Here is a 25,862-nt window from a genome sequence, read left to right as displayed (position 1 = left end):
AAGAACCGCCAATCACCAACAAAATTGGTTATTATGTCTTGTTTGCAGTACTCACCAACTACTAAATACTATAAGGGCAGGTTTTACCATGATATTATTTAGACCTAGTAACAAGATATAAGTTGAAACCCTTGCCTATCAATCACAACAAGTTTTCTTGTGAGTGCCTTCTTAAAGAATCGAGCGTGGCTTCAGAGAAAGAGAGTGTCAATTATATTCAGTTATTTTATACAAATAAGTCGGCGTCACAAAAACTCAATTATTAAAATTAACGCCTGTAGAGTTCTCAAATAAAGTACACTTGCACTTTTTGAGAACTCTACAGGCGTCAAATAGGCTTTTGGTGACGTGTGTTTAGAACAATCCCAAAGTCAAAGATTTATCCAATGGGAAGGTAGCACCAAGACCCAAGTAGACGGTAACTAGAGTACCGAAAAGAAAAACTGCTGTTGCTACAGGACGGCGGAAGGGATTTTGAAACTTGTTGACGTTCTCAAGAAAGGGAACAAGAATCAGACCCACGGGTACAGCGCTCATAAGTAATACTCCCAAGAGTTTGTTGGGAACTGAGCGCAAAATTTGGAATACAGGATACAAGTACCACTCTGGTAAAATTTCTAGTGGTGTTGCAAAGGGATTTGCTGGTTCTCCGACCAACGCCGGATCTAGTACAGCTAGGGCCACAATGCAAGCGAAACTTCCCATAATTACAACTGGAAAGACGTAGAGTAGGTCATTGGGCCAAGCGGGTTCGCCATAATAGTTATGACCCATTCCTTTTGCCAGTTTGGCTCTTAAAGCTGGATCGCTTAGATCTGGTTTCTTTACTGTTGCCATTTTTTAATGTGTTCTCCTGCTGACGTCGAGTTAAAGCGTTTGTTTAAGCCTCGAGCTTCAGGCACTAGCTTTCAGCTTAAGATGTGACTGTTTGTTTTTTTGTCTTCTATTTGTCAATAACTTTGTTATTTTTTATTCAGTTTAAAACGAACAGCTAAATCTGGAAACTAAAAGTCAGTGCCTGATCACTCTTTGGGAGAAGCATTTATGCTTTTAGGCTCTGTGGCTGGTGGGCTCAATGCCACAAAAAATGCCTCACCTCATCTCAATTACAATGGGCCGGAAATTCCTTGCTTGCGAATCATCAAGAAGTGGAACAGCATGAAGACGGCAATTAGCCAAGGTAACACAAAGGTGTGGGCGCTGTAGTAACGAGTGAGTGTTCCTTGTCCAACGCTGGAACCACCACGCAGCAGTTCAGAAATTAATGTGCCAACTACAGGAATGGCTTCTGGTACGCCGCTAACGATTTTCACAGCCCAGTAGCCTACTTGGTCCCAAGGCAGAGAATAGCCAGTTACTCCGAAAGAAACGGTGATTACTGCTAGGATGACTCCACTTACCCAGGTTAACTCGCGGGGCTTTTTAAAACCGCCAGTCAGGTAAACCCGGAATACGTGCAGAACCATCATCAGCACCATCATGCTGGCAGACCACTTGTGGACGGAGCGAATTAACCAACCAAAGCTGACATCATTCATGATGTGCTGCACAGAGGCATAAGCTTCCGTGACAGTTGGCTTGTAGTAGAAGGTCATGGCAAATCCAGTGGCAAACTGGATTAAAAAGCAAGTGAGGGTAATTCCACCCAGGCAGTAGAAGATGTTGACGTGGGGAGGGACGTACTTGCTGGTGACGTCTTCTGCGATCGCTTGAATCTCCAAGCGCTCCTCGAACCAGTCATAAACGTTGGCCATACAATCTCAAATTCCTAGAAATCGATCGCGGTTGATAAATCTCCGACTTACCGGGGATTGGTGATTGGGAGCGAGGATTGGGGATAGGTGATCGGGGAGTGGAGACAACTGAAGAGGGACAAGGGGAGACAACTTATCAGTTATCAGTTATCAAATTAAACTGCTCACTGTTAACTGTTAACTGTTAACTGATTCATGCCCAATGACGCCAGGTGCTACAACGGAGGAGCCACTGCGGTGGACGGGTTTCCCGGCATAAAGCACGTGGCGTGGAACCTCCAAGGGCGCACTGGCTCCCCAATGCCCAATTCCCGCTCCCTGACCCCTTATCCCCTATCTTTAGTCCCCGCAAACAGAGGATAAGCTCGTTTTTTGTTGAGCCTCACGAGTGTTAATAATTTAAAAAAACTTAACACTCTGCAAAGATAGAATATATTGCGTTCTCTTTGCACCCAATCAAAAAATATTGGTCACAAAGTAGATTTTATCGTTTGTGGAGGGGGTTTTGCACGAATCAGGAGATTAAACCTCTTGATTTCAAAATCCACCACTTCTATAAAAAAAGTAACATAGTCGAGAGATAGATTTCATATATCAATTACAAAAGTAATTTTTGTAATTGTTGGTAAGGGGTAAAAGGTAAAGGTTGAACGTTTGGGGATGTACGAGGAGTTCTATTTTTATGTTAAATTAGAGGAATTTTCCCGTGATTGACTGACTTGTGATCAGAAGTCTAAATTAAGGTAACTGCATCAAGCTAGACAATTTTGGCTAGAAAATGGGATTAAACATGGGGTCAATGCATAAACAGGTTTTTCGGGTTGGATTATCACTGTTCGTGGCGTTTTGGCTAGGATTTTGCAATTTTTGTCAACCAGCAATGGCTTTAACTCAGGAACAAAGGCTGATATCAGAAGTATGGCGAATTGTTAACCGTACTTATTTAGACGACACGTTTAATCATCAAAATTGGGCAGCTGTCAGGCAAAAAATTCTTTCTACATCTGTGTCAGATCAAAAATCAGCCTACACAGCAATTCAGAAAATGCTCAAAAGCCTTGATGACCCCTTTACCCGTTTTTTAGATCCAGAGCAATACCGTAGTTTACAGGTAAATACTTCTGGAGAATTGACTGGGGTTGGCTTGCAAATCGCTCTGAATCAACAGACAGGTGGTTTAGAAGTCGTGACTCCCCTTGCAGGCTCACCAGCAGAAAAAGCCGGAATCCGGTCACGCGATCGCATCATTAAAATAGAAGGGATGGTGACACAAAATCTTACCCTCGATGAAGCAGCTGCTAGAATGCGTGGTCCAATTGGCAGTTTCGTCACCTTGCTTATCGAACGGGATAGAGAAGGACAAAAAGAGTTTCGAGTGATGCGCGATCGCATTTCCCTTAATCCTGTAGTCGCAGAGTTACAGAATACTCCCTCTGGACAGCCCTTTGGATATATTCGCCTCACTCAATTTAACGCCAATGCTGCTATGGAGTTGGCACACGCCATTAACAGTTTAGAAAAAAAAGGTGCATCCGCATATATTTTAGATTTGCGAAATAATCCGGGCGGCTTGCTACAAGCAGGAATTGAAGTTGCGCGTCTGTGGTTAAACTCTGGCACCATAGTTTACACAGCCAATCGTCAAGGAATTCAAGGTAGCTTTGAATCATTTGGCCCAGCACTCACAGACGATCCGTTAGTTGTTCTGGTCAATGAAGGAACAGCTAGTGCTAGTGAAATTCTCGCTGGTGCATTGCAAGATAACGATCGCGCAACACTTGTAGGGGAAACTACTTTTGGTAAAGGCTTAATCCAATCCTTGTTTGAATTATCAGATGGTTCTGGTTTAGCAGTGACAATTGCCAAGTACGAAACCCCAAACCATAAAGATATTAATAAGTTAGGTATAAAACCAGACAAGATAATTTCCTCTGCACCAATTACCCGCGAACAAATTGCGACCGAAGCAGATCAGCAATATCAAGCAGCAATAAAAGTGCTAACAGAACATTCAGTCATTGCAGGTGGAGCGGCTTAATTGGGGATCGGGGATCGGGGATCAGGGATCAGGGATTGGTGTTTATTGTCTCCCTTGTCCCCCTTGTCTTCCTTGTCTTCCTTGTCTTCCCGATCCCCGATCCCCGATCCCCGATCCCCGATCCCCTATTCCCTATCCCCGCTCTCTAGACGTTGATATGCATTATCTATTACACGTTTTCCTCTGAGAAAACCCGTATTTGCTCCAGGGCAGATATATTTTAATGTTTCTGGAGTAAAGTGTTCTAGAAGCATTTTTATGCTTTTTATTTGTCTACGCCAGTGGAAAGTCTTAGCTGTTCGTTGTGGGACTGGGTCGCCTTGTAGGTTGGGAAGTAAGTGACGTCCAGAAAACAGCACGCCTCCAGACTCACTATAATAAAGGCAAGACGAGCCGGGAGAATGTCCACAAGTCCAAATCACTTTTGTGATGGAATCAAGGACAAATTCTTGACTAAAAGTAGTTACAGATAGTTCAGGTAAGAGATATGCTTCTTGCTCTTGAATCAAAACTTCACAATTGAAGATTTGCTGATATTCTACTGTCTTACCGATAGCCCCTCTGTGGGTAATAAATAACCAACGTACACCACCATGCGATCGCATGAAATCCTGGTAAGTTTGATCAAAAGCTGGACAATCAATTAGGATGTTACCTTCATTTTTGACAATAAAATAAGCGGTTCCCCCCAGTGTGTCCCGATTTGGTGGAAATGCGAAAATAGTATCGAGAACTTCTTGTGCTGGCTTGGCTAAATGATTTGATTCTTGAGACAAGGGACACATAAGAAAAACAATTTCCTTGAGGAGTTTTGACAAACCCGGTTTAAGTATAAAACTTCTCGGAAGCAAAAAGCGGAATAGTGTCTATCTTGTGGCAATAATAGTGGTGCAGTTGACCACAAGTTAGGACTGACGTTTCAAAATAAACTAAAATCACATGACAGTTTGGTTTCTAATTCTACTGGGACTAATTACTTATTTAATGGTGCAGCGTAGTGTGGCTCGCCTCACCCGGACACCTGTCTGGTTATTGTGGTTAGTATTAATGACTCCAGCAATGTTGTGGACGGGATGGACGGTAATGTATGGAGACAAACAACCACTACCGCAAGCGCTAATTATCTGGCCATTAGTAATATGTCCTATTTTATACTGGGTGCTATTTCAGTCGGGACGCCAACCGCAAACAGACAAACCAACTGAAGCTCAAACACCACAAACTGAATCCCCGACAACTCCTACAGAACCAAATTCTGTGCGTCCGATTCAGCCCAACGAAGAACAAATACTGCGCGATTGCTTTCCTTGGTCTGTATATTACATTCAAAATATAGAATATAGACCTCAAGCTGTAATTTGCCGAGGTCAGTTAAGAAGTAAACCCAACGAAGCGTACCAAAAGATAAAAGAAAATATAGAAACAAAATTTGCGGGTCGATTTTTGGTGTTCTTTCAAGAAGGTGTCAATGCTAAACCCTTCTTTGTACTGATTCCGAATACTCAACTTACCCAAGGTAATACGCCCACAAAAGAAGAAAAACTCAAACAATTTGCTTGGGCATTTTTGTTATTTTTAGCGACTTTGTTAACAACTACCAAAGTTGGAGTAGGAATCGCTGGTGTTGAATTAACAATCCGCCAGTTTCAATCTAATCCTAGTTTGATTTTCCAAGGATTACCCTACGCCCTAGCTTTAATGCTGATTTTGGGTATTCACGAACTTGGTCACTATTTAATGGCAACGAAACGCTATAGAATTCGTTCAACTCCACCCTACTTTATTCCCATGCCATTTTTCTTGGGAACTTTTGGTGCATTTATTAAGATGCGTAGTCCGGTACCTAACCGTAAAGCTTTATTTGATGTGAGCATTGCTGGACCTTTGGCAGGTTTTATAGTGACATTACCCTTATTATTTTGGGGATTAGCTCACTCTACGATTGTAAGTTTACCAGACGAAAAAACAGGAGTATTAAATCCGGATGCTCTTAATCCTAAATATTCTATTTTACTAGCACTGCTGTCAAAACTGGCCTTGGGTAGTCAATTAACACCACAATCTGCGATTGATTTACATCCAGTAGCAGTCGCTGCTTGTTTGGGATTAATAGTGACTGCATTAAATTTAATGCCAGTGGGACAATTAGATGGAGGACATATTGTCCATGCAATGTTTGGACAAAGAAATGCTATTGTAATTGGTCAAATTGCTCGTCTATTGTTGTTGTTGTTATCTTTAGTGCAGCCAGGATTTTTCTTATGGGCGTTGATTTTGTTGTTCATACCGTTAATGGATGAACCTGCTTTGAATGACGTTACTGACCTGGATAACCAACGTGATGTTTGGGGATTGTTCGCAATGGCTTTGTTAGTGATGATTATCTTGCCATTACCGCAGGCGATCGCTAGTTGGCTACAGATATAAATTACATATCAATCAGACCCAAATATTTGATTAAATGGGCGAATCCCCGGATTATTTTTGAACCTGTTTATAAAGACGCCTGAAGAAAGCTTGTATCTTTAAGCGTCTTTGCGGTTCGATAATTGCTTCAACTAACTTGATGCTGAATTTGCTGCTTCAGACTCTTTCTCTGGTACAGCACCACCCATGCGAATTTCAGAAGTGAACGAAGCCATACTGAAGCCACCGAAGCGCTTCAGGACACCGACTCGCATCCGTAAGTTGGGGCTAGCAAACCAGAGGCGCTCTTCAGACCACATTGTTTCGTATTCTGTAATTAAGGTCAACGCCTCATCATCACCGAGCTTGTAACTGCCAGCAACAGGCATTTTTTCAGCATAGCCCATTTCCCGCAATAACTTGCCTTCATTGGGATTATCTGCATTCGGCACAGGTACTAATATCGTGGAACCTTTGTGATCTTCTTCATCCCATTGCATTGTGCCTTTCCAAGTGACTCTCGCACCACAGGAAGCATGTTTGGGGTCAATTTCATTTTGTTCGCACAGTTGGATCACCTCCGGGTGATCTACTGCCACCATTTCTATAATGATATCTGATTTGCCAGACTCTGATTGCTTAAAAGCTAAGTGATGACTAGTACGATGGGAAAACCATTTACCAGCACTTAACTCAAAAAACTCTTTAATATTCATGAATCACATTACCTTGCGTCAAAATCTTGATGATCCCACTTATTACAAGGTAGCAGGAAGGGGGATGTAGGGGACAAGGGAGAGTGGGGAGTAATGTAGAGACGCGATTCATCGCGTCTGGGAGTGTGGGAGGACAAGGGAGAATATACATAATTTTTCTCCCTTCTATTGACATATTTGCTATTTTGTGTATCAAGGTTGATAACCTGCTTCCTCTAATCGTTTGAGAGAGATTCTTGCAGATTCAGCGACGTTTCTATTACTGTCTTTTTCTAGATACTTTAATGCGGAGACACTTTTAACAGTGGGAAGTTGACCGAGAGTTTCGGCTAAACGTTGTCGCACCAACCAGTCATCAGATTGAGCAAAACGCAAAATCCGATCTACTGCGTCGATATCTTTAATTTCTCCTAGTGCGGCGATCGCTGCTTGTTGTAGTACGATTTCTTCTCCGTCTAAAGCTTGGTAAAGGAGTTCACGGGCGCGGGAGTCTTTAAGATTACCTAGTGAAACAGCCGCACTAAAACGGACTAGCCAGTCAGTATCTTCATAAAATGCTCTTGAGAGAGGCTCAAAAGCCCTTCCATCACCCAAATATCCCAGCGCACCAGCAGCACCAGCACGAATACTATAGTCTGGATCTGTTTCCAGAATTTTTACCAAAAGAGAGTAGCATTCTGAAGTTGGTTTAATCCCCAAGGCAAATATTGCCATTGAGCGCAATTGCAGAGACTCATCATCCAACACTTTTTTAATTAAAGGTACAGCATCCTCTGCTGGTACATCTTTCAACGAAGCAAGAGCTACCATGCGATCGCGCAGATTCGGACTGTCTAATTGAGTGGAAATTTCCTCTAAGCTTGGAACTGCCATTTGGTTTAATTAATTGGCTTTTTCTACTTCATATCTATTAAGTATTATTACGTTTTTTCAGATACATTCACCATCTTTAGGTTGATTGTTGGGATCGGGGATTGGGGGTCAGGGATCGGGGATCGGGGGTCGGGAATCGGGGATCGGGGAATTGGAATAAATTCTCCTGTGTCCCCCTTATCTCCTATGTCCCCCTTATGTCCTATGTCCCCCGTGTCCCCCGTGTCCCCCTTGTCTCCTATGTCCCCTGTGTCCCCCTTCCCTTGTCTCCCGATCCCCGATCCCCGATCCCCAATCCCCGCTCCCCTATCTCCTCCTCCTTTCCTCAAGTTGGAGTAAGACTTCAGCGTGCATTTCGCGGGTAATTGGGTAAAAGTATGCCAAAACTAAGCCACAAATCAAAGCTACTGCTGGTAATGGGCCAATAGTTACGCGAATTACTTCTAGGACTGCATCTGGTTGGATTGGTACAGGAATTTGTGGTGTGGGTTTAATATATCCAGCTGCACCTAATCTTTGCAGCATCAAGCTAACTGCAAATCCCAAACAGATTTTTTGCACAAAAACCACAAAACTATAAAAAATGCCTTCTCGTCGCTGTCCAGTTTGTAATTCATCTAGTTCTATGACATCTGGTAGCATTGACCAGGGAACTAAGTAAGCTGTGGATACTCCAAAACCAGCTAAAACAGCTAGACAGTACATCAACACAACTTGCTCTGGCTTCATAAAAAATAATCCAGCCTGAGCAATAATCCACATAGTCATACCCATACAATAAACAGCTCGTTTACCAACACGCCTACTGATGGCACTCCACACAAATAGCATGGCCATAGCAGTTCCTTGTATTGTTAACAGCACTAAATTGTAGTGCCATTGTGGAAGACGCATCCAATTAACAACAAAATAAGGAACAATTCCAGCGGTGAGTTGGACTGCTAACCAAGAACAAAGATATATACCGACTACAAATAAAAAAGGGCGATTAGTAAAAGCGATTTTGAGTTGTTGCAAAAAGGGAATTGAAACAGTTTGTTCTATCTGTGGGTGTAAATTTGCCATAGCTTGAGCGCGTTTTTTCGTTCCCCAGACACACCAATATATGGGGAAAACAGAAAGAATCGCACAAATTAACCCCAATAAGAAAAATTGTAAGCTGCGGTTATTAGGAATGATCAGAGAAATAATTAATCCAAGAACTACAGCAAAAATGCTTCCACCAATTGAAAAAGCAAAACGAAAACTGTTGAGGCTGGTACGTTCATCGTAGTCTTGGGTTAGTTCTGCGGTCAGAGCTGTATATGGTAAATTAACAACAGTATAGAAGGCATTAAACAAAATTGAAGTCGCAGTGTAATACCAAAATAAGCCCCACTGATTTGCATTTTCGTTGTTACCAAAGTTAGGTACAATCCACTGCAAAAAAAAGAAAAATCCAAAGGGAATTGCTCCCCAAATCATCCAAGGATAGCGTCTTCCCTGACTGCTTTGAGTGCGATCGCTCAATACTCCCACCATGGGATCGTTGACTGCATCCCAGACTTTACCGACTAGTTGCGTCTGTCCTGCTAGTTGGGGATTCAAGCCAGCTACATCTGTCAGGAAGGGTGACAAATAAGAAATCCCAATCATAGCAGTAATTGCTGTACCCAAATCTCCAGCACCAAAAGCCAGCTTAGTACTAAGGTTTAGTTTTTCATTCTCAGCACTTTGCTGGAAATCAGCATCAGGGACAGAATCGCTCATATTAGACTACGCTCATATTACAATAAGAAGTTTGGTTTGCCATTTATTAATAGCTGCAATTAACCTTCCTAACTATGACAGACCTTTACATTTCTTGGTCAGATTATCACCGCAAAATTGAACAACTGGCTGCTCAAATCTATCAATCCGGTTGGGAGTTCAATCAAATTATCTGTATTGCTAGAGGAGGACTACGGGTGGGAGATATTCTCTCCCGTATATATAAACAGCCATTGGCAATTTTAGCAACATCATCTTACAGTGGCCCAGGCAAGCAAGAGAGAGCATGTTTAAGTTTTTCTCGCCATTTGACAATGACTACAGAAAAGTTAGGTTCGCGTATTCTTTTAGTAGATGATTTAGTAGATTCTGGAGTGACTCTCAAAGAGACTATACCTTGGTTGAAGATGTATTCTGATGCTCCAATAGAAGAAATTCGTACTGCGGTTATTTGGTATAAAGCTTGTTCAGTCATCAAACCTGATTACTACGTTGACTATCTCCCTGACAATCCTTGGATTCATCAACCATTTGAACATTATGAGTTTATGAAACCGGCGCAATTCTTGGAAGTGGTGAGTGGTTAGTAAGGAGTATTAATTTGTTCACAAATTAGTTTCAACAGACGCGAAATTACCCTGCGGGAACGCTAAAAGCGAACGCGTCTCTACATTTGGTGGAATGACGAAAAAACGTTGCTCATACCATTTCACGTTAATCACGATCCATATAAATTTTGTACCAGACGTGATATATCGCGTCTGGTACAGGGTCTGTATTTGTATCAGGTTTTTCGTGAAATGGTATCAGGGGTGTAACCCCAATCCCCAAACTCATTCTTGCACTCGCCAAACCTTAATAATATTCTCTGCACTACCCCCACCAGCAACAGTATTTCCATCTGGACTAATCGCAACAGAATAAATATATCCAGAGTCTCTTTTGAGAGTACGAATTTCTTTTGCTGTTTTTAGATTCCAGAGTTTAATCGTATTGTCACTACTACCACTGACGAGACTCACTGTATCTAAAGATTTATTGTTAGCAGTATTAGATACAAAAGCAACAGAATTGACTTTATCAGTATGGGCTTTTAAAGTTAGAGTTGCTTTTCCTGTTGCCAAGTTCCACAGTTTAATAGTTTTGTCCTTACTACCACTAGCTAGGCTAGTACCATCAGGACTAAAAGCCACGGAAACAATTAAATCAGAGTGTCCTTTAAAAGTACGGATATTCTTAGCAGTATTGACATTCCACAGTCTAATAGTTTTATCCCAGCTACCGCTAGCAACAGTTTGTCCATCGGGACTAAAAGCTACAGAAGCGATCGCCCCCGAATGTCCCACAAGAGTGCAAATTTCTTTTCCAGTTTTGACATTCCACAGTTTGATCGTCTTGTCTAAACTAGCACTAGCAAGAATTTTCCCATCAGGACTAAAAGCTACAGAAGTGACACCAGCTTTGTGTCCCTTGAAGGTGAAAATTTCGCTTCCGGTTGCTAAATCCCACAATTTAACTGTTTCGTCTGCACTTGCACTCGCAAGAGTTTTTCCATCAGGACTAAAGACGACACCCCAAACCCATTGGGAATGTCCCCGCAAAGTCTGAATTTCTTGTTGAGTTGCTAAATCCCAAATTTTAATAGTTTTGTCGTCACTACCACTAGCCAGTTTTTGCCCATCAAAGTCAAAAGCGACAGAATTAACATCGCTAGCATGTCCTTTTAAAGTGCTGGGTTCATCAGATTTTTGAGTTACAGTCACAGTCTGTTGAGGTGGAACAGGATCAGCAGACTGAGTTACCTGTGGACGAGACTGAAAATACCAAACCCCTGCTAATGCCAATATGACAATTACAGCATTAATAAATAATCTATTTTTAAATTTTTTAGTTGATAGTGGAAAAAATCCGCCTTTATTTTGTGGCGAACCTGACAATACAGTTTCATCAAGTTCTGGTAATGGCGATGGTTGACGTGATAAATCTTTAATTACATCATCAGCTGATTGATAGCGCTCTTGAATCTCTATCTTTAGCAGCTTGTCCAAAACCCTACCCAACTCCATAGAAAGGGCGAGTCCACCTCTACTAGGAGTACTAAAATATTGCCACCAAGATGACACCCAGCCATAGCCTTGTTGCATCCACAATTTTGATGGGGAAGTTCCAGTTAGCAGGTAAAAACAAGTGGCGCCCAAGCTAAATAAATCACTAGCTGGATAGGCCTCTCCATCTTGCATTTGTTCAACGGGAGTATACCCATGTGAACCGATAGTTGTTCCCATTTTCGGCTGCACTGTTGTCGTCAGTAGCTTTGAGGCTCCAAAATCAATTAATACTAGCTCTCCTTTTGAATCTCTGTCTACAAAAGGATGCAAGGATTTACGACGAATAATATTTTGAGGCTTGATATCTCGGTGAACTACACCGTGATCATGGATAAATTTCAGAACTGGTAATAAATCTAATAAAAGTTCCCGGATTTTTCTCTCGCTAAATCTACCTTGCTGCTGCAATTCTTTTAGTAAATTTTGTCCATCTATATATTGTTGTACTAAATATAAATAGTTATCTTGCTCAAAGTAAGCTAGCAGGTGGGGAATTTGTGGGTGTTCTCCCAACTCTTGTAGGCGTCGGGCTTCCTGTTCAAAAAGCTGGACAGCCTTCTTTAAAGCCCCTGTATCTTTGACTTTTGGGGCGAGTTGCTTAACAACGCATTTTGCATTTAGTTTGTCGATATCTTCCGCTAGATAGGTGATACTAAATCCACCTTCTACAGACAATCTATCGATAACACGGTAGTGACCTCTAAGCAGAGGTACTAGGAGGGTTCCGCAATTCTGACAATATTGGCTATCATCAGGGTTTAAGGGATCTTGGCAATCGGGATTTAGGCAGCAAATCATACTAGCAAGAAATTTGCAGCTTGAGTATATGTTAATTTATGACGTATCATTTTGCTATTAATTTGCCAAAACAAAGTTTTTGACTCCAAAATCAATCTATTGGTAACTAGGCAATTTAAAATTAAAGTATCGGATTTTTTCTATAATCGTGGTTGCTAGCAGCACAGGTGCCGGCATTAGTATGTCTACGTCCACATTTTATATATTATCAAACAAGCACGGAAATAACATTTTTTTACAGACTTGTACAGTCATGAATCAAAAATTTACCAGTAATACTTGTGTTAAGTAAATATTATGCAAAGCAAATACAATATTTTGTAGGGAGTGAATATATCCAATATCTAATAAAAACAACTATCTAAAGTTAGAATAACAGGAGCTATTACTAGCTGAAATGAAAATTTTATTTATCAGTAATGCTATAAATTTAAAATAACTAAAATTGTTTCTCTTTAAAAATCTCCTTGAGATCAAGAAGATGATTATGGTTTTTTAGTATTCTAAAACTAATTTTTTGTATTTTATATATTATCTATGCATCAAAATTGTGAGGAGTGACATGTTCGTAAGAAGAAATAACAAAAACTTTTGGAATAAATTTGATTTGGCTTTAATTATTTCTTTGAGTAGTAGTTTGTTAATCACAAATTATGCTCTACCTATGGCTGCGTTGGAAATTCCCAAACAGTCGGAAGAATTTATAATTGCTAAAACACCAGATGAGAGACAACCAGAAGCAGTCAAACAGGCGATTGAGCAAATTCCTGTTACGCAACCATCCCCAGCTGCTCAAACTAATCAACCCATAGAATCTCCCATCCCTCCCACACCAACACCAACACCATCTCCAAAACCCCAACCTTCCGGTACTGGTTCTACTACAACACCAACACCATCTCCAACACCATCTCCAACACCATCTCCAAAACCCCAACCTTCCGGTACTGGTACTCCCAGTACCCAACCAGCACCACAACCGAGTCCTCGTCGTTCTACACCAAATACACCAAAACCGACTTATACTCAACCAGCGCCACAACCGAGTCCTCGTCCTGTTAATTCTTCACCTTCTAGAATTAAGCCTACAAATAATAATAGAAATTCTGGCGGATCACCTGTTTCTGGTAGCAAAATACCTAACGCCAAACCAATTAACTTTGTAGACATTCAATTGGGTGTCTTAGCTCCAGGTGATTTTAAATCTCAAGGTAGATATTTTCACTTTTATCAGTTTGAAGGCAGAGAAAATCAATTAATTCAAATTAGACTGATTGGTAGTGCTGATCAACGCCGTTCTAACAATCTGAATCTAAATCCATTCATGATTTTGCTTGACCCCAACAATAACGTTCTTGCTAAAAGAAGCAGTGGGGAAATAGGAATTAATGGGGAAGTCAAAGACGCATTTCTATTTGTCAGACTACCTGCTAGAGGTGTTTATACCATCGCAGTCACTAGTCGTAATCCTGGAGAAATAGGTCGCTATAGTTTAGCTTTGAGGAACGACAGAGCTAGTTACACTCTTGATGAATCAGATCAATTGGCTGCAAACGGCTCTAAACTCAAAAATAATGGCAGTCCTTACAGTGTTTCTAGATTTGAGGGTAAAAAAGACCAACTTGTGAGCATACGTGTAGATAGCGTCCTAGAACAGTTTTCTCCCTACATCGTTCTGCTTAATTCCAAAGGTCAAGTCATTGCGGCGGATAATGATAAAGATGGTAGATATACTGCTTTGATTGATCGAGCTAAGTTACCTGAAGATGGAGCTTATTATGTTGTGGTCATTTCCTCTGTTCCTCAACGAACAGGTACATATCGATTGACTATTTTTTAATTATGGTGATATCTTGCACCAGCTGGAATCAGCGGTAAAATAAATTTTCGGATCAAAGCTCAAACCCATTTTAATGGGTTCAAACTTGAGCCAGTCGGTTAAAAGCCGACTTTAGCTTTCAGTTCAAATTTTAATTTCGGACTAGGTGCAAGTTGAGAGTTAAGTAATATCTGGTAGTTGATTGTTTTCCTAGTAACAATCAACTACCAACTACCAACTATCAACAATATTTACTGCGATACCCGCCAAATCTTGATCGTTTTGTCCAAACTGCTACTTGCAACAGAATTACCATCAGCACTAAAGGCCACAGACCAAACTTTGTCGTCATGTCCTTTGAGGGTGCGAATTTCTTCTCCTGTGTTCACATTCCAAAGTTTAATGGTCTTGTCCCAACTACCACTAGCCAAAGTTTTCCCATCTGGACTAAAGCTGACAGACCAAACCTTGTTGGTATGACCTGTCATTGTGTGACTTTCTTTACCTGTCTTTAAATTCCATAGTTTGATTGTGTTATCCCAGCTACCAGTTGCCAAAGTATTGCTATCAGGGGTAAAAGCAAGGGAATGAACAGCCTGTGTGTTACCTCTCAAGACGCGAATTTGTTTTCCTGTGTGTAAATTCCACAGCTTTACACTGTTTTCAAAGTAACTACTACTAGCAACTGTATTCCTGTCGGGGCTAATAGCGATCGCATCTACTACGTCACAATCTCCTTTAAGGGTACGAATTTGTTTGCCTGTGGCTACATCCCATACTTTAATGCTCTGATCCCAACTGCCACTAACTAAAGTTTGGTTATCTGAACTGAAGGCGATAGACTGAACTGAGGCTAGATGTCCTTTTAAAGTCTGAACTAATTTTCCTGTTTGCAAATCCCAAATTTTGATGGTATTATCTGCACTGGCAGATGCGAGAATTTTGCCATCAGGACTAATAGCAACAGAGTTAATCCATTCAGAATGCCCCCTCAAAGTGTGCAATTCTGACCCTGTTTCTGTATCCCAAATTTTGATAGTTTTGTCTGTGCTTGCGGAAGCAAGTTTTTTACCATCTGGACTCATCGCCACAGACCAAACGGGGTAAGCATGTCCTTTGAGGGTGAGAGCGTCGCCGACCCCAACATTTGTCCATGCCGTTTTATTCGGCTGACTAAAGCTTTCAGGAGACAAGCTGGTGGCAGCTGGAGCAGATTGCCACAGCCAAGTTCCTCCAGAACCTAAAAGTATGATCGCCGCACCCGTTAAGATTTTGATTTTTGAGTAGCTCATTTGTACAGATATTGCAAATTCAGCAGTTGCTCAGGTCTCATGCTGTGAAATTCACAAACCAGAGATTTTATATATTTTCCTGGGGATAAATTTATTTACCCATTGGATGAAAGACTTTTCAGATTTATTGGTCAATATTTAACATTACTTTTTATATGTAAAAAAACGATTAAGTTGAGACTCGCCAAATTTTGATTATATTGTCAAAACCGCAACTGACTAGGATGTTGCCATTTTGACTAAAAGCTAGAGACTGAACTCCGTCACCGTGTCCTGCTAGAGTGCGAATTTGTTCGCCTGTATTTATATTCCACAATTTAATAGTCTTATCGCCACTACCGCTAGCAAGAGTTTGGCCATCTGGACTCAGGGCCACAGAGCGAACTCCTCCAGAATGACCGACAAGGGTACGAATTTCTTTTCCGGTTGTCAAATCCCAAATTTTGATGGTTTTATCATCACTTCCACTGATCAGGGTTTTTCCATCTGGCGTAATGGCGATGGATGTTACAGCTTGGGTATGTCCTGTAAGAGTACGAATTTCGTTTCCGGTTGTCACATCCCAAATTTTGATAGTTTGATCGCGACTACCACTGATCAATGTTTTTTGATCAGGACTGAAGACGATAGACCGCACCCAAGAGGTATGACCATTAAAAGTGCGAATTTCTTGGCCAGTTGCCAAATCCCATAATTTAATCGTGTTATCGTCGCTACCGTTGGCTACAAGATTACCATCCGGGCTAATGACCAGAGTATGAACTGAATTTGTACGTCCCTCAAAGGTTCGGATTTCTTGTCCTCTAGCCAAATTCCAGAGTTTGATGGTTTTATCTTCACTACCACTAACCAAGGTTTGTCCATCTGGGGTGATGCTAACAACATTAACGCGATCGCTATGCCCTTTCAAAGTTATAATTTCCTGTCCGGTGGTTAAACTCCAAAGTTTAATCGTGTCCCCACTGTTGCTGACAATTGTTTTATCATCTGGGCTAATCGCAACAGACAAAACCGATTTAGACGGCGATTTGAAAGTATGCGCCAAATAAAAATTCCCCATAGGCAGTTTAGACGATTGGGGCAGAATTCCTTCAGTATTTGTTGGTGTGTTACCTGATTGACCAAAACGAGAGGAGACAGAGGTGTCAAAATGATGCGATTGGCGATAGAAAAATTCACCCAACACGATTAACATCACAAAAGAACTCAGCAAGAATAAATTTCTTAGCAATGTGTATTTTTTAGGTACAAATGGCGGCTGAGTTGGTGGTAGTATTACCGACGAGTGAGCTATTTGTGTTTTTCGTTCTGATAGCTGCTTAGGCATCAAAGCTTTCAGAACTTGTTCCGCTGATTGATAGCGCTGCTGAGTATCTTTTGCTAATAGTTTATCAATGACTTCAGCCAGTTCAGTGGCGATCGGACTCTTTAAATAGTGTTGCCAATCTTGCACCCAAGCATAGCCATATTCTGTCCACAATTTAAAAGGAGAAACTCCAGTCAACAGATGAAAACAAGTAGCCCCCAAACTGAATAAATCGCTGGCTGGGTAAGCTTTTCCATCTCTAATTTGTTCGATCGCAGAATAGCCATGTGAACCAATCGAAGTACCCATTTGTATGTGTACTTTCGCTGTTAATTGTTTGGAAGAACCAAAATCAATCAAGCATAGACGCCCATCATTTTTACGGCGAATAATATTCTGTGGCTTGATATCTCTATGAATAACTCCTCGTTCATGAATAAATCTTAAAACAGGTAGTAAATCTAACAAAATGTCTCGAATTTCTTTAGCACTATACCCTCTTTTTTGTTGCAACTCCTTTAACAAATTCTGTCCATCTATAAACTGCTGCACTAAATAGAGATATGTGTTTTCTTCAAAATAAGCTAATAAAGTGGGTATTTGCGGATGTTCTCCAAGTTGTTGCAAACGCTGTGCCTCTCTCTGAAATAAATCCATCGCTTTAGAGAGGGCCCAGCTTTCTTGGAATTTAGGCGCTAATTGCTTGATAACGCAGCGTTCGTTAAGTTTATCTATATCTTCTGCCAAGTAAGTTCTACCAAATCCACCCTCATCTGAAAGCACACGGATGACACGAAAACGCTTCCGTAACAGTTGTACGAGGGGACTGTTACAAGTTTGGCAGAATTCCTTTCCATCAGGATTAAGGGGATGTGGGCAATCAGGATTTAAGCAGCAGATCATTGATTACAAAAAGTACGACTGCGTGACAAATGACGCTAGGGATGCCCTGAAAAATTTGTCTATATGATTAATAATCTCTCGTATTATACTAAATCCCTATGAAATTTTTGTAAGTATTTTGAATACAAGCTACTCAATGAATTAATCAGTAAATATCAAGCTATATTTATATCATTCTGAACTGTCAAATGTTGATGCCTTAGATACATCAGGACTTCATTGCTCTAATTCTTTCTAGAAACTGAATTGTGGTCACTGATCAAGCTTATTTATACCATTTTGAATTTTAGATTACTCTGTCGAAAAGCTGCACCAAAGTGTGTCTATTGATTTGGGATTGAAAAACTCTTTGTGCATAAGAGTTTTGTAAGTCTATCTATCGCATTCATTTTTGAAATTGGTATTAATTGATTGAGTTACCATAGACACCCAGAACACCAAGAGTTCGTAAAGTATGTATAAGTTAAACCTTGGAATACAAGCTTTTGGAATTTTCACTATAGAACTCAGATTTAGTTAGATTTTCCCCATAGTATTCCTAAATATTTCGTTAACAACACTACCCCCCACTTACTTCTCCCAGAAGTCGGGGATATGGGCTATTGTGATAATTGTACAATGCTAACAAAGTTAACTATTGTTGAAGATTAGGATTGACCAAAGTCAATTTTTAGTACAATATAATATCAATTTTAATAAAATAATTTTAAGGTTTTGCAGTTTTCCTGTTTTGACTGATGACGCAGGAAGTTATTATTTGTAGAGGAACGCACTTACAAAAGAGAGATTACTTGAGTCAAAGATTAGGTCTGTCAGCTTACTTTAATCAAGCCGAGTGAACGATAACAACTATGTCATACGTTTCCGTATTCAAAAGCATACCAGAAATATTTAGTCAGCCAACAGGGATAGCAGTATTAGCCTCTGTTGGTATCCACGGTGTAATCGCATTATTTCTGCCGTGGATGCAGATGGAAACTCAACCAAAACAGACAAAAACACCAAAAACAGGCGTCGGACTTGTTGAATTAAACCAAGCTGATCAAAGTCGTTTACCACAGACAACTACATCTGCGCTTCCCAAGCAACCAGGGATTCCTTTACAAGCAAAACTTCCCCAAGTTGGACAAGTTCCTCTACAAGCGCAAGTTCCGCCATTTCCCAACTTTGCCCTCAAATCAACACCTTTACCCCCACAGCAATCACCAACTTCTCTGGTTGAACCCCCACTAACTTCTATTCCCGTATCTCCTAATCGAGTTAGTGTCCAACCTTTACCAAGGAAGAGCCAGTTGCAAATAGAACAAACGAATTTTGACATCAACCAGAACAATACAGCAACTGTTCCCCGTGTAAATGACAGGAAAGTTTCTCGTTTGCAAGATGAAATTGACTTAGGAAAACCACAACCACTACCTTCTTCTGTCAATTCTTCTAACTCCCAATACCCCACAAACTTGCCGGATATACAAGCTGCTAACATCCCCACTAATTTACCTAACACGCCGACTTCGGTTTATTCCAATAACTCTAGTACTCCTAACTCCAATCCTGCCAGTGGATTGCCAAATCAGGAATTTCCAGTTGCTATAAGTACTCCACAATCAGGAAGTAACCTAGCAATGGGAGGTACAAACCTACCACAATGGCAATCACAGCAGTCTACAATACCTCAGACACCCAATTTACCATCAACAGCAACAACATCCCAGACGGCACAGCAAATCGCGAAAATCAATTCTCTAAATGATCAATTGCGAAAAGTCAGAGATCAATACCCCAACATTGAAACCAAAAAACTGATCTCCGAAACCGTTAGCGGTCAAAGAGGTCAGGAAGGCAAAATAGAGGGCGGTTTGGTATACTCTGACGGCAAAGTAGAATCTATAGAATTTCTTGATAATTCAGTTTCATCTAGCCTTCAAGTCGCAGCGCGGGAATATTTTAGGGACTATTTCCAGAAAAATCCTGTGCAGGCTAATGGCAAACCCCAGTATTATCCATTTCGACTCTCTTTCTTACCGAATAATAATATAAATCCCGTAACAGCTACTCCATCAAAATTACCTGCACTTGTTCCTCAAAAATTGCCGATTTTGGAAACACCCAAAACACAGTTATCCCCCAGTGAACAACAGGATTTAAAACAGCGTTTGCGATCGCTTCCACAAAATCAATCATCACCCCAACAGCAGCAACCCATACAATCAGCCCAAGTAGGAACAAATCAGACTCAACCCATACCAAAACTATCCCAACCACAAGTTAATAACAACAGTCAAAATTCCAACCAAAAACTGATACAACAGCTACGTCAAGTTAAACAGGAAAGAGAAAACTCAAATCAACAGTAAACAGTGAACAGTTATCAGTTAACAAATTGCTGATAACTGATAACTGATAACTGATAACTGATAACTGATAACTGATTACCAACCCTGTTCTGCTTTTTGAAAAACGTAACTAGCTACTTCGATAATTTCATCTTCGCTTAATTTGCTTTTAAAAGCAGGCATAGCATTTTTGCCGTTTTTGACTTGGTGAATAATTGCTGTTAGTGAGTTAACATCGTAATTTTCCAAATACTTTTGCAAGGCTTCTTTTCTCAAGGTTTTCTCAGCGATGAGGACATTCCCACCACCAATATGACAAGAGGCACAGTTAGAAGCAAATATTTTGGCAGCAGGAGAAATTTCGGCCGCCTGTGCTGGACTGATAAATATAAAAATAAACAATAGCAAAATTAATAATACTAATCTCAAAGTCTTGACCTCGCAATAAGCTTCCAGCCATTGAAAAATCCTTTCAGTAATATTCTATGGTTGTTCAAAGCTTTCAAGGCCTAGTCAACAGGCACGACTTTATTGACACTCTACCCGCTTTTAGTGGTGGGAGTTTTTGCTACCTTTCGGGGACGCAAAGCACTTACAACAGGAGGGCCAAAATGCCCCGTTTTCTAAAATCTAAAATCTAAAATCTAAAATCTAAAATCAGATGACGAGTCTATTCGCTAGTTTGCCATTTGGCTTGTAGTACCATCAACAGTAGGAATCAGACTCGTCATCGTGTTTAAGTTAAGTGTGCATTCTCTTTTAGTGTGGCAAAACATCACTCAAAGAGTATACCAAGTCTAGTTTTCCACAGAGTCTGCTAATTATTCAACAGTCAGTTTACCAGCCATGCCAGCACCACGGTGAGGATCGCAGTAGAAGGTATAGTCACCCTTGGGAGCATCTGCGGGGATTGTGGTTTCATACTCTTGCCCAGGACTCATGAACAACTGCTTGTGAGTCCAAGCTTTTGCTAAATCAGCACTTTTTGACTGGGCAGGATCAAATACAACATTGTGGGGAGGAACTTTGTTGTTTACCCATTTAATTGTGTCACCTGGCTTGACAGTTAACTTTGCAGGCTCAAACGCCAGCATTCCCTTATCACTGCCAAGTTTTACTGTATATGTATCAGCAGCAGCACTAGGAGTGAAAACAGCAAAGCTACCAACAACTAAAAGGATTGTCAATACCGCTAGACCAAAGCGACGCAAGCCGGCCGCAATTAATTTCATAGCCTTCTCCAATCAACAAGTTTTATTTTCCTCTATTCATTTTAGATAAAATTAACGCCAAATATGACAAGATGTCGTAGATGTAAAATTTTTTTTGGAAAGATAATCAAAAATATAGTCATTAGTTTTTCGTAAGTAGCCCTAATCATCTCGGACTACTTACCAAAAGACTAATGACTATTGTACAGACACGTAGACACTCGTAAGAGCGGCTTCAAGGTAAGAGTATAATAGCGTCTCTACTAATGTTAGTGACTGGGAACTTAGTAATAAATTTTACCGCCGCCCCACTTGATACCAATTACTTTCGGTTGCACTAAAATATAGCCAGCGATCGCTTTCAAATCATCATCAGTCAGATTTCTCATTTCTGTGAAAATATCAGCACTCTTGATGCTGGGATGTAACTCAGAAATTTCATATTCTCCATCGTAGGTAGTGGGGTTTTTCATGTAATCCACTAATCCTTCAATGTTATTACGTGGTGGTGTTGCCAATGCCAAAGCTTCAGGATCAAGTCCTACGTTCTGGTTGGTTTTGGTGATTCCACCAGGGTGACACTGAGAGCAAGTATTGTTAAACAAGCGCTTGCCTTCTGTAAGCTGTTTCAAGCTGATTACAACTGTATCACCCTTTTCATTTAACTGTACTGTGCGTGAAGCTTGATCTATCTCCACTGCTGTTGCACTACCAACAACAAACTGAAAAGTCAGCAACACAGTAGCTACAAAAATGCCAATGAGTCTTTTTAACATCTTTCCCCTTAAAGATTTTGACGCTCAACACAGCTAAATCTCGCGATACTCAATCTTTTGTTGTTAACTGCCAGTTGTCAATTTTTTTTGTTTTTTGTTTGTTGTTTGTTGTTTGTTGTTTGTTCCACCAACCACTAACAACGAACTAAACTATATTGGTTGCAATCGGTTGCATACAGATCAAATCCCTCCTACAGGATGGATGTCATAAGACCTTACGGTATGCGGGAAACGAGCGAGTATGGGCGACCTGAGAGCGAAACGACACGGGCGATTTTAATCGCCTTGAATATTTCCCATTACTGCCTTGGGGTTACTCAAGCCCGTGTAGTTTTGCAATCTACTTTCGTTCGGGCAATTACGAACTGAGATTTTTCGCCCTGTACACATAACGGTTTTGCTCCGAAGAGCCTCCCTTGCGGGGTAAAGTTAGCTTCGACAATGTTAGAGGTCGGTACTATCCGAAAGACACTGACTTAACCCAATAAATCTGTTTAATCCCCCGGTTCTAGAGCAAGGAACTAGCTACGCATTCCTTGGTAGGTCTTTAACTCTTGCCTCTAACGTAGTACGCAAAGTACTTAGTCTGGTCAACTATCGTCTTAAGTCTTAGGCTAGAAGCCTAGTGTCTTCAGACCTGGGTCGTTGACAACCCATAAAGTATGTTAACTGACAGATTATAGATAAAGTCGCTGTTATACAAATATCACGTTAGGAGGCCAATTTGTTGCCCTAACTACTAGGATAGAATTATGAGTATTTTTACTGTCAAAGAAGTTGCGATCGCAATTGAGCATTGGGCATGGGGCATTGAGCATTGGGTATTGGAAGAGACTTGTCAAATAATTTTTCCCACACTTCCCAGACGCTTCAAACAGCGCGTCTCTACATTACTCCCCACACTTCCTTCCAATTCCTACCCTTTTCCTCCTGTAAAAGTCACACTTTGAATAAAGTACCGATTGAAAAAAGCATAAATAGCTAAAGCTGGCAGAGTAAACACCATTGAAGCTGCCATGATGTAGTTCCAATAGCTAATATACTGACCTTTGAAAGAATTCAAACCCAAAGGCAGAGTAAACATCTCCGGATCAAACAGTATCACCACAGGCAACAAGAAATTATTCCAACTACCCATAAAAACAAAAACTACCTGCGCCGCCAATGCTGGTTTTGCCAAAGGTAAAACAATACGCCAGAAAATTCCCAAAGGAGCTAAACCGTCAAGTGCAGCAGCTTCCTCTAATTCTTTAGGAAAATTAACAAAAAACTGCCGCATCATGAAAATAAAAGTGGCATTCACCATACTTGGAACAATCATACCTTGATAGGAATTCAGCCAGCCGAAAGCTTTTAAAATCAAAAATGTTGGAATGAGTGTGACTTGTGCTGGTACTGCGAGTACTGCCAAAATCAGTAAAAACCAAAAATGTCTACCCCGAAACCGCAATCTTGCTAGGGCATAACCAGCCATTGAATTGAACAGCAAGTTTAAAATAGTGACGCAAATCGCAATAACTACACTATTGAACAACCAACGCAGAAATAGTGGTTCTTGCAGAAAAATTTGCTTGTAATTTTCAAGAGTAAAGTTTTGAGGTAAAAAATTAGCTGCGCCGCTAACTATTTCAGATAGAGGTTTAAAGGATGCCGAAAGCGCCCACAAAAACGGGATGATGGTGACTATAGCGTACAGCGTCAACAGGACATACAAAAGTCCCTTTCCTATTGGTAAAGAAAATTTCATAAAGCTAACTAGAGAGAGTCGTAATTTAGGGTTTATAGGGTCAATATCAATGCCTTGATTGAAATTTTATACATATTCATCACAGTATGAAGAGGAAATCAAAATCATAATTGCTTGACAAATATATCGGAAATATATGGCTTTAATAGTGTAAAAATAGCTTAGTTTTGATTTTTATCTAATACTAATGCACTTGCCTTTCATTGGTTCATACAGGTCTATCAAACACTTGATGATATCTGCATTAATTACATTTTTGAAGCAATTAATTTTTAGTTTGCCAATTCAGAGCTACACAGCCATACCACAGTAGCAGGGTTAGATATGCTTTTCCATCGACGAGAAAACCCTAACAAAAAACAGGGAACAAAAATTCAATGCTTGCAGAGAAAAATAACGAGTAATCTGCATCTATCTAAAATTAAAACTGAGGTACTTGCAGGTGCAACAGTAGCATTAGCGCTGATTCCAGAATCTTTGGCATTTGCCGCGATCGCCAAAGTTAACCCCATGGTAGCACTGTATACATCTTTTTGTATGGCAGTGATCATTTCCTTGGTAGGAGGACGCCCAGCTATGATATCAGCGGCAACTGGCTCAATGGCGTTACTGATGACAACATTGGTTGAAAAGCATGGAGTTGAATATTTATTTGCTGCTACCATTTTGACAGGAATTATTCAATTTTCAATTGGGGTTTTGAAGTTAGAAAGATGCTTCAGTTTTATTCCTCAATCTGCCATTGCTGGATTTGTTAATGCTTTAGGAATTCTCATTTTTACCGCTCAGTTAAGGTTATTTGCTGGGGAACCTTGGCAAATGTATGTGATGGTAGCCGTCACACTGGCGATTGTCTACTTATTTCCACGTCTGACAAAGAGCATTCCTTCACCACTTATAGCAATTATTGCTATGACCATTGTTGCGATCGCAATGGATTTGGATATTCGTAGAGTCGGAGATATTGGAGAAATTACACGCAACTTACCTGTGTTACATATACCCCAGGTTAGTTTCTCCCCAGAAACATTCATGATTATTCTACCTTACTCACTGACATTAGCGATCGTCGGACTATTAGAATCATTGTTAACAGCTGCTTTGGTCGATGAACTGACTGACACTCGCACCTCTAAGAATCGAGAAACAAAAGGTCAAGGAATAGCTAATGCAGTTACTGGCTTAATGGGTGGGATGGCAGGCTGTGGTATGGTCGGACAATCTGTTATCAATACTAGATGTGGTGCGAAAGGACGTTTATCTACCTTCGTTTCTGGTGCGTTTTTGTTGTTTTCTATCTTCGTACTGCGGGATATTGTACAGCAAATTCCCATGGCTGCATTGGTTGGTGTGATGATTATGGTGTCCTTTGAAACATTCGACTGGAAGTCTTTGAAGGTATTACGGAAGACACCACTACCAGAAGCATTAGTCATGCCTTTTACAGTCATAGTTGCACTAGTTACACATGACTTAGCTAAAGGCGTACTAGCAGGAGTAATTCTGAACTTATTAATATTTGGCTGGCAAGCATCTCAAATTGGGACTACAGTCAGCATTGATCGTGATGAAAACAAAGTGTATTACATTCACGGTCAATTGTTCTTTGGTTCCGCGAACCAGTTTGTAGAATTGTTTGAATATACTACAGATACAGACAACGTAGTCATTGATTTTCATCGTTCCCATGTATGGGATCAGGCCGCAGCCAATGCGATCGCCAAGGTAGTAAGTAAATATCACCGCCTCAATAAGCATGTCACAATCGCTGGGCTAAATCATGATAGCCACACAACTGTTTGTAAATCTGGAGTCCCAGAACACGTTGTTAATTTGAGATCAAGTTCTAGTCAAGTGGCTTGATTGGGGACAAGGAAGACATTCTGGACAAGGGAGACAACTTATCAGTTATCAGTGAACCCAAAAATGATTTCGGTGCATCAAGAAATGATTTCGGTGCATCAAGAAATGATTTCGGCGAACCCAGAAATGATTTCGGCGAACCCAGAAATGATTTCGGCGAACCCAGAAAT

At 40.6% G+C, this 25,862-nt stretch carries 20 protein-coding genes; 7 read left to right on the top strand and 13 right to left on the bottom strand.

From position 1 onward, the window contains the following. Positions 1-354: 354 nt before the first annotated feature. Together petD and petB are read right to left on the bottom strand one after the other, a co-directional pair. Positions 355-837, bottom strand: coding sequence for a cytochrome b6-f complex subunit IV (gene petD / locus B4U84_RS18130; RefSeq protein WP_017310518.1), 483 nt, complete (start codon positions 835-837; stop codon positions 355-357). Between the two features lie 269 nt (positions 838-1,106). Continuing rightward, positions 1,107-1,754 (bottom strand): cytochrome b6, encoded by a 648-nt coding sequence (gene petB, locus B4U84_RS18125; RefSeq protein WP_017310517.1) that lies wholly within the window; start codon positions 1,752-1,754, stop codon positions 1,107-1,109. 790 nt (positions 1,755-2,544) lie between these two features. Here petB and ctpA point away from each other — a divergent pair. Then, positions 2,545-3,792, top strand: a complete 1,248-nt coding sequence (gene ctpA, locus B4U84_RS18120; protein WP_017310516.1) for a carboxyl-terminal processing protease CtpA — start codon at positions 2,545-2,547, stop codon at positions 3,790-3,792. A 125-nt stretch (positions 3,793-3,917) separates the two neighbouring features. On the opposite strand, the gene B4U84_RS18115 is transcribed toward ctpA, so the two are convergent. Further along, positions 3,918-4,577 carry an MBL fold metallo-hydrolase gene (locus B4U84_RS18115; RefSeq protein WP_131119878.1) on the bottom strand — a complete coding sequence of 220 codons (660 nt, stop codon included), beginning with the start codon at positions 4,575-4,577 and terminating at the stop codon, positions 3,918-3,920. Positions 4,578-4,731: 154 nt separating this feature from the next. Between B4U84_RS18115 and B4U84_RS18110 the strand changes: the two genes are divergently transcribed. Next, positions 4,732-6,219, top strand: coding sequence for a site-2 protease family protein (locus B4U84_RS18110; protein WP_044449361.1), 1,488 nt, complete (start codon positions 4,732-4,734; stop codon positions 6,217-6,219). Between the two features lie 131 nt (positions 6,220-6,350). Here B4U84_RS18110 and B4U84_RS18105 read toward each other — a convergent pair whose 3' ends face one another. From B4U84_RS18105 to B4U84_RS18095, 3 genes are all read right to left on the bottom strand, one after another. After that, complete coding sequence (locus B4U84_RS18105; RefSeq protein WP_131119876.1) at positions 6,351-6,914, bottom strand: phycobiliprotein lyase; 564 nt, start codon at positions 6,912-6,914, stop codon at positions 6,351-6,353. Between the two features lie 192 nt (positions 6,915-7,106). Further along, complete coding sequence (locus B4U84_RS18100) at positions 7,107-7,787, bottom strand: HEAT repeat domain-containing protein (RefSeq protein WP_131119874.1); 681 nt, start codon at positions 7,785-7,787, stop codon at positions 7,107-7,109. A gap of 306 nt (positions 7,788-8,093) precedes the next feature. Then, entirely contained in the window at positions 8,094-9,536 is a 1,443-nt protein-coding gene (locus B4U84_RS18095) for an MFS transporter (RefSeq protein ID WP_131119872.1), read from the bottom strand. A 74-nt stretch (positions 9,537-9,610) separates the two neighbouring features. Here B4U84_RS18095 and B4U84_RS18090 point away from each other — a divergent pair, with 74 nt between their 5' ends. After that, a complete protein-coding gene (locus B4U84_RS18090) occupies positions 9,611-10,123 on the top strand; it encodes a phosphoribosyltransferase (protein WP_017310510.1) in 513 nt (170 codons plus the stop codon). A 246-nt stretch (positions 10,124-10,369) separates the two neighbouring features. On the opposite strand, the gene B4U84_RS18085 is transcribed toward B4U84_RS18090, so the two are convergent. Further along, positions 10,370-12,442, bottom strand: a complete 2,073-nt coding sequence (locus tag B4U84_RS18085) for a serine/threonine-protein kinase (protein ID WP_131119870.1) — start codon at positions 12,440-12,442, stop codon at positions 10,370-10,372. A gap of 562 nt (positions 12,443-13,004) precedes the next feature. On the opposite strand from B4U84_RS18085, the gene B4U84_RS18080 reads away from it, so the two are divergent. Further along, entirely contained in the window at positions 13,005-14,282 is a 1,278-nt protein-coding gene (locus B4U84_RS18080; RefSeq protein WP_131119867.1) for a peptidase, read from the top strand. 230 nt (positions 14,283-14,512) lie between these two features. Here the strand turns inward: B4U84_RS18080 and B4U84_RS18075 are convergent, their stop codons facing one another. Next, positions 14,513-15,553 (bottom strand): WD40 repeat domain-containing protein, encoded by a 1,041-nt coding sequence (locus tag B4U84_RS18075; RefSeq protein ID WP_017310506.1) that lies wholly within the window; start codon positions 15,551-15,553, stop codon positions 14,513-14,515. A 169-nt stretch (positions 15,554-15,722) separates the two neighbouring features. Then, positions 15,723-17,762, bottom strand: coding sequence for a serine/threonine-protein kinase (locus B4U84_RS18070; protein WP_131119865.1), 2,040 nt, complete (start codon positions 17,760-17,762; stop codon positions 15,723-15,725). Between the two features lie 851 nt (positions 17,763-18,613). Between B4U84_RS18070 and B4U84_RS18065 the strand changes: the two genes are divergently transcribed. Then, on the top strand, positions 18,614-20,116 hold the full coding sequence (locus B4U84_RS18065; protein ID WP_017310504.1) for a hypothetical protein: 1,503 nt from the start codon (positions 18,614-18,616) through the stop codon (positions 20,114-20,116). A gap of 75 nt (positions 20,117-20,191) precedes the next feature. On the opposite strand, the gene petJ is transcribed toward B4U84_RS18065, so the two are convergent. The 3 genes from petJ to psbV form a co-directional block, all read right to left on the bottom strand. Then, positions 20,192-20,524 carry a cytochrome c6 PetJ gene (gene petJ / locus B4U84_RS18060; protein WP_131119863.1) on the bottom strand — a complete coding sequence of 111 codons (333 nt, stop codon included), beginning with the start codon at positions 20,522-20,524 and terminating at the stop codon, positions 20,192-20,194. Between the two features lie 392 nt (positions 20,525-20,916). After that, a complete protein-coding gene (gene petE / locus B4U84_RS18055; protein WP_017310502.1) occupies positions 20,917-21,327 on the bottom strand; it encodes a plastocyanin in 411 nt (136 codons plus the stop codon). 263 nt (positions 21,328-21,590) lie between these two features. Next, positions 21,591-22,082 (bottom strand): photosystem II cytochrome c-550, encoded by a 492-nt coding sequence (gene psbV, locus B4U84_RS18050; RefSeq protein WP_017310501.1) that lies wholly within the window; start codon positions 22,080-22,082, stop codon positions 21,591-21,593. 752 nt (positions 22,083-22,834) lie between these two features. Between psbV and B4U84_RS18045 the strand changes: the two genes are divergently transcribed. Continuing rightward, positions 22,835-23,032, top strand: coding sequence for a hypothetical protein (locus B4U84_RS18045; protein WP_131119861.1), 198 nt, complete (start codon positions 22,835-22,837; stop codon positions 23,030-23,032). On the opposite strand, the gene B4U84_RS18040 is transcribed toward B4U84_RS18045, so the two are convergent. Beyond that, positions 22,999-23,829, bottom strand: a complete 831-nt coding sequence (locus B4U84_RS18040; protein ID WP_044449351.1) for a carbohydrate ABC transporter permease — start codon at positions 23,827-23,829, stop codon at positions 22,999-23,001. The genes B4U84_RS18045 and B4U84_RS18040 overlap by 34 nt on opposite strands. A 324-nt stretch (positions 23,830-24,153) precedes the next feature. Here B4U84_RS18040 and B4U84_RS18035 point away from each other — a divergent pair, with 324 nt between their 5' ends. Next, positions 24,154-25,692: a SulP family inorganic anion transporter gene (locus B4U84_RS18035; protein WP_131119859.1), complete on the top strand. Its 1,539-nt coding sequence runs from the start codon at positions 24,154-24,156 to the stop codon at positions 25,690-25,692. The last annotated feature ends 170 nt before the right edge of the window (positions 25,693-25,862 follow it).

The organism is Westiellopsis prolifica IICB1 (assembly GCF_004323185.1).
Classification (GTDB): Bacteria; Cyanobacteriota; Cyanobacteriia; order Cyanobacteriales; family Nostocaceae; genus Pelatocladus; species Pelatocladus prolificus_A.
Note: the sequence above shows the minus strand (reverse complement) of the source record. Positions and strands in the feature narration are given on the sequence as shown.

Bases quoted from the DNA above. Each gene is read 5' to 3' on its own strand.
- petD (WP_017310518.1), bottom strand. From the start codon at position 837: ATGGCAACAGTAAAGAAACCAGATCTAAGCGATCCAGCTTTAAGAGCC.
- petB (WP_017310517.1), bottom strand. From the start codon at position 1,754: ATGGCCAACGTTTATGACTGGTTCGAGGAGCGCTTGGAGATTCAAGCG.
- ctpA (WP_017310516.1), top strand. From the start codon at position 2,545: ATGGGGTCAATGCATAAACAGGTTTTTCGGGTTGGATTATCACTGTTC.
- B4U84_RS18115 (WP_131119878.1), bottom strand. From the start codon at position 4,577: ATGTGTCCCTTGTCTCAAGAATCAAATCATTTAGCCAAGCCAGCACAA.
- B4U84_RS18110 (WP_044449361.1), top strand. From the start codon at position 4,732: ATGACAGTTTGGTTTCTAATTCTACTGGGACTAATTACTTATTTAATG.
- B4U84_RS18105 (WP_131119876.1), bottom strand. From the start codon at position 6,914: ATGAATATTAAAGAGTTTTTTGAGTTAAGTGCTGGTAAATGGTTTTCC.
- B4U84_RS18100 (WP_131119874.1), bottom strand. From the start codon at position 7,787: ATGGCAGTTCCAAGCTTAGAGGAAATTTCCACTCAATTAGACAGTCCG.
- B4U84_RS18095 (WP_131119872.1), bottom strand. From the start codon at position 9,536: ATGAGCGATTCTGTCCCTGATGCTGATTTCCAGCAAAGTGCTGAGAAT.
- B4U84_RS18090 (WP_017310510.1), top strand. From the start codon at position 9,611: ATGACAGACCTTTACATTTCTTGGTCAGATTATCACCGCAAAATTGAA.
- B4U84_RS18085 (WP_131119870.1), bottom strand. From the start codon at position 12,442: ATGATTTGCTGCCTAAATCCCGATTGCCAAGATCCCTTAAACCCTGAT.
- B4U84_RS18080 (WP_131119867.1), top strand. From the start codon at position 13,005: ATGTTCGTAAGAAGAAATAACAAAAACTTTTGGAATAAATTTGATTTG.
- B4U84_RS18075 (WP_017310506.1), bottom strand. From the start codon at position 15,553: ATGAGCTACTCAAAAATCAAAATCTTAACGGGTGCGGCGATCATACTT.
- B4U84_RS18070 (WP_131119865.1), bottom strand. From the start codon at position 17,762: ATGATCTGCTGCTTAAATCCTGATTGCCCACATCCCCTTAATCCTGAT.
- B4U84_RS18065 (WP_017310504.1), top strand. From the start codon at position 18,614: ATGTCATACGTTTCCGTATTCAAAAGCATACCAGAAATATTTAGTCAG.
- petE (WP_017310502.1), bottom strand. From the start codon at position 21,327: ATGAAATTAATTGCGGCCGGCTTGCGTCGCTTTGGTCTAGCGGTATTG.
- psbV (WP_017310501.1), bottom strand. From the start codon at position 22,082: ATGTTAAAAAGACTCATTGGCATTTTTGTAGCTACTGTGTTGCTGACT.
- B4U84_RS18045 (WP_131119861.1), top strand. From the start codon at position 22,835: ATGAGTATTTTTACTGTCAAAGAAGTTGCGATCGCAATTGAGCATTGG.
- B4U84_RS18040 (WP_044449351.1), bottom strand. From the start codon at position 23,829: ATGAAATTTTCTTTACCAATAGGAAAGGGACTTTTGTATGTCCTGTTG.
- B4U84_RS18035 (WP_131119859.1), top strand. From the start codon at position 24,154: ATGCTTTTCCATCGACGAGAAAACCCTAACAAAAAACAGGGAACAAAA.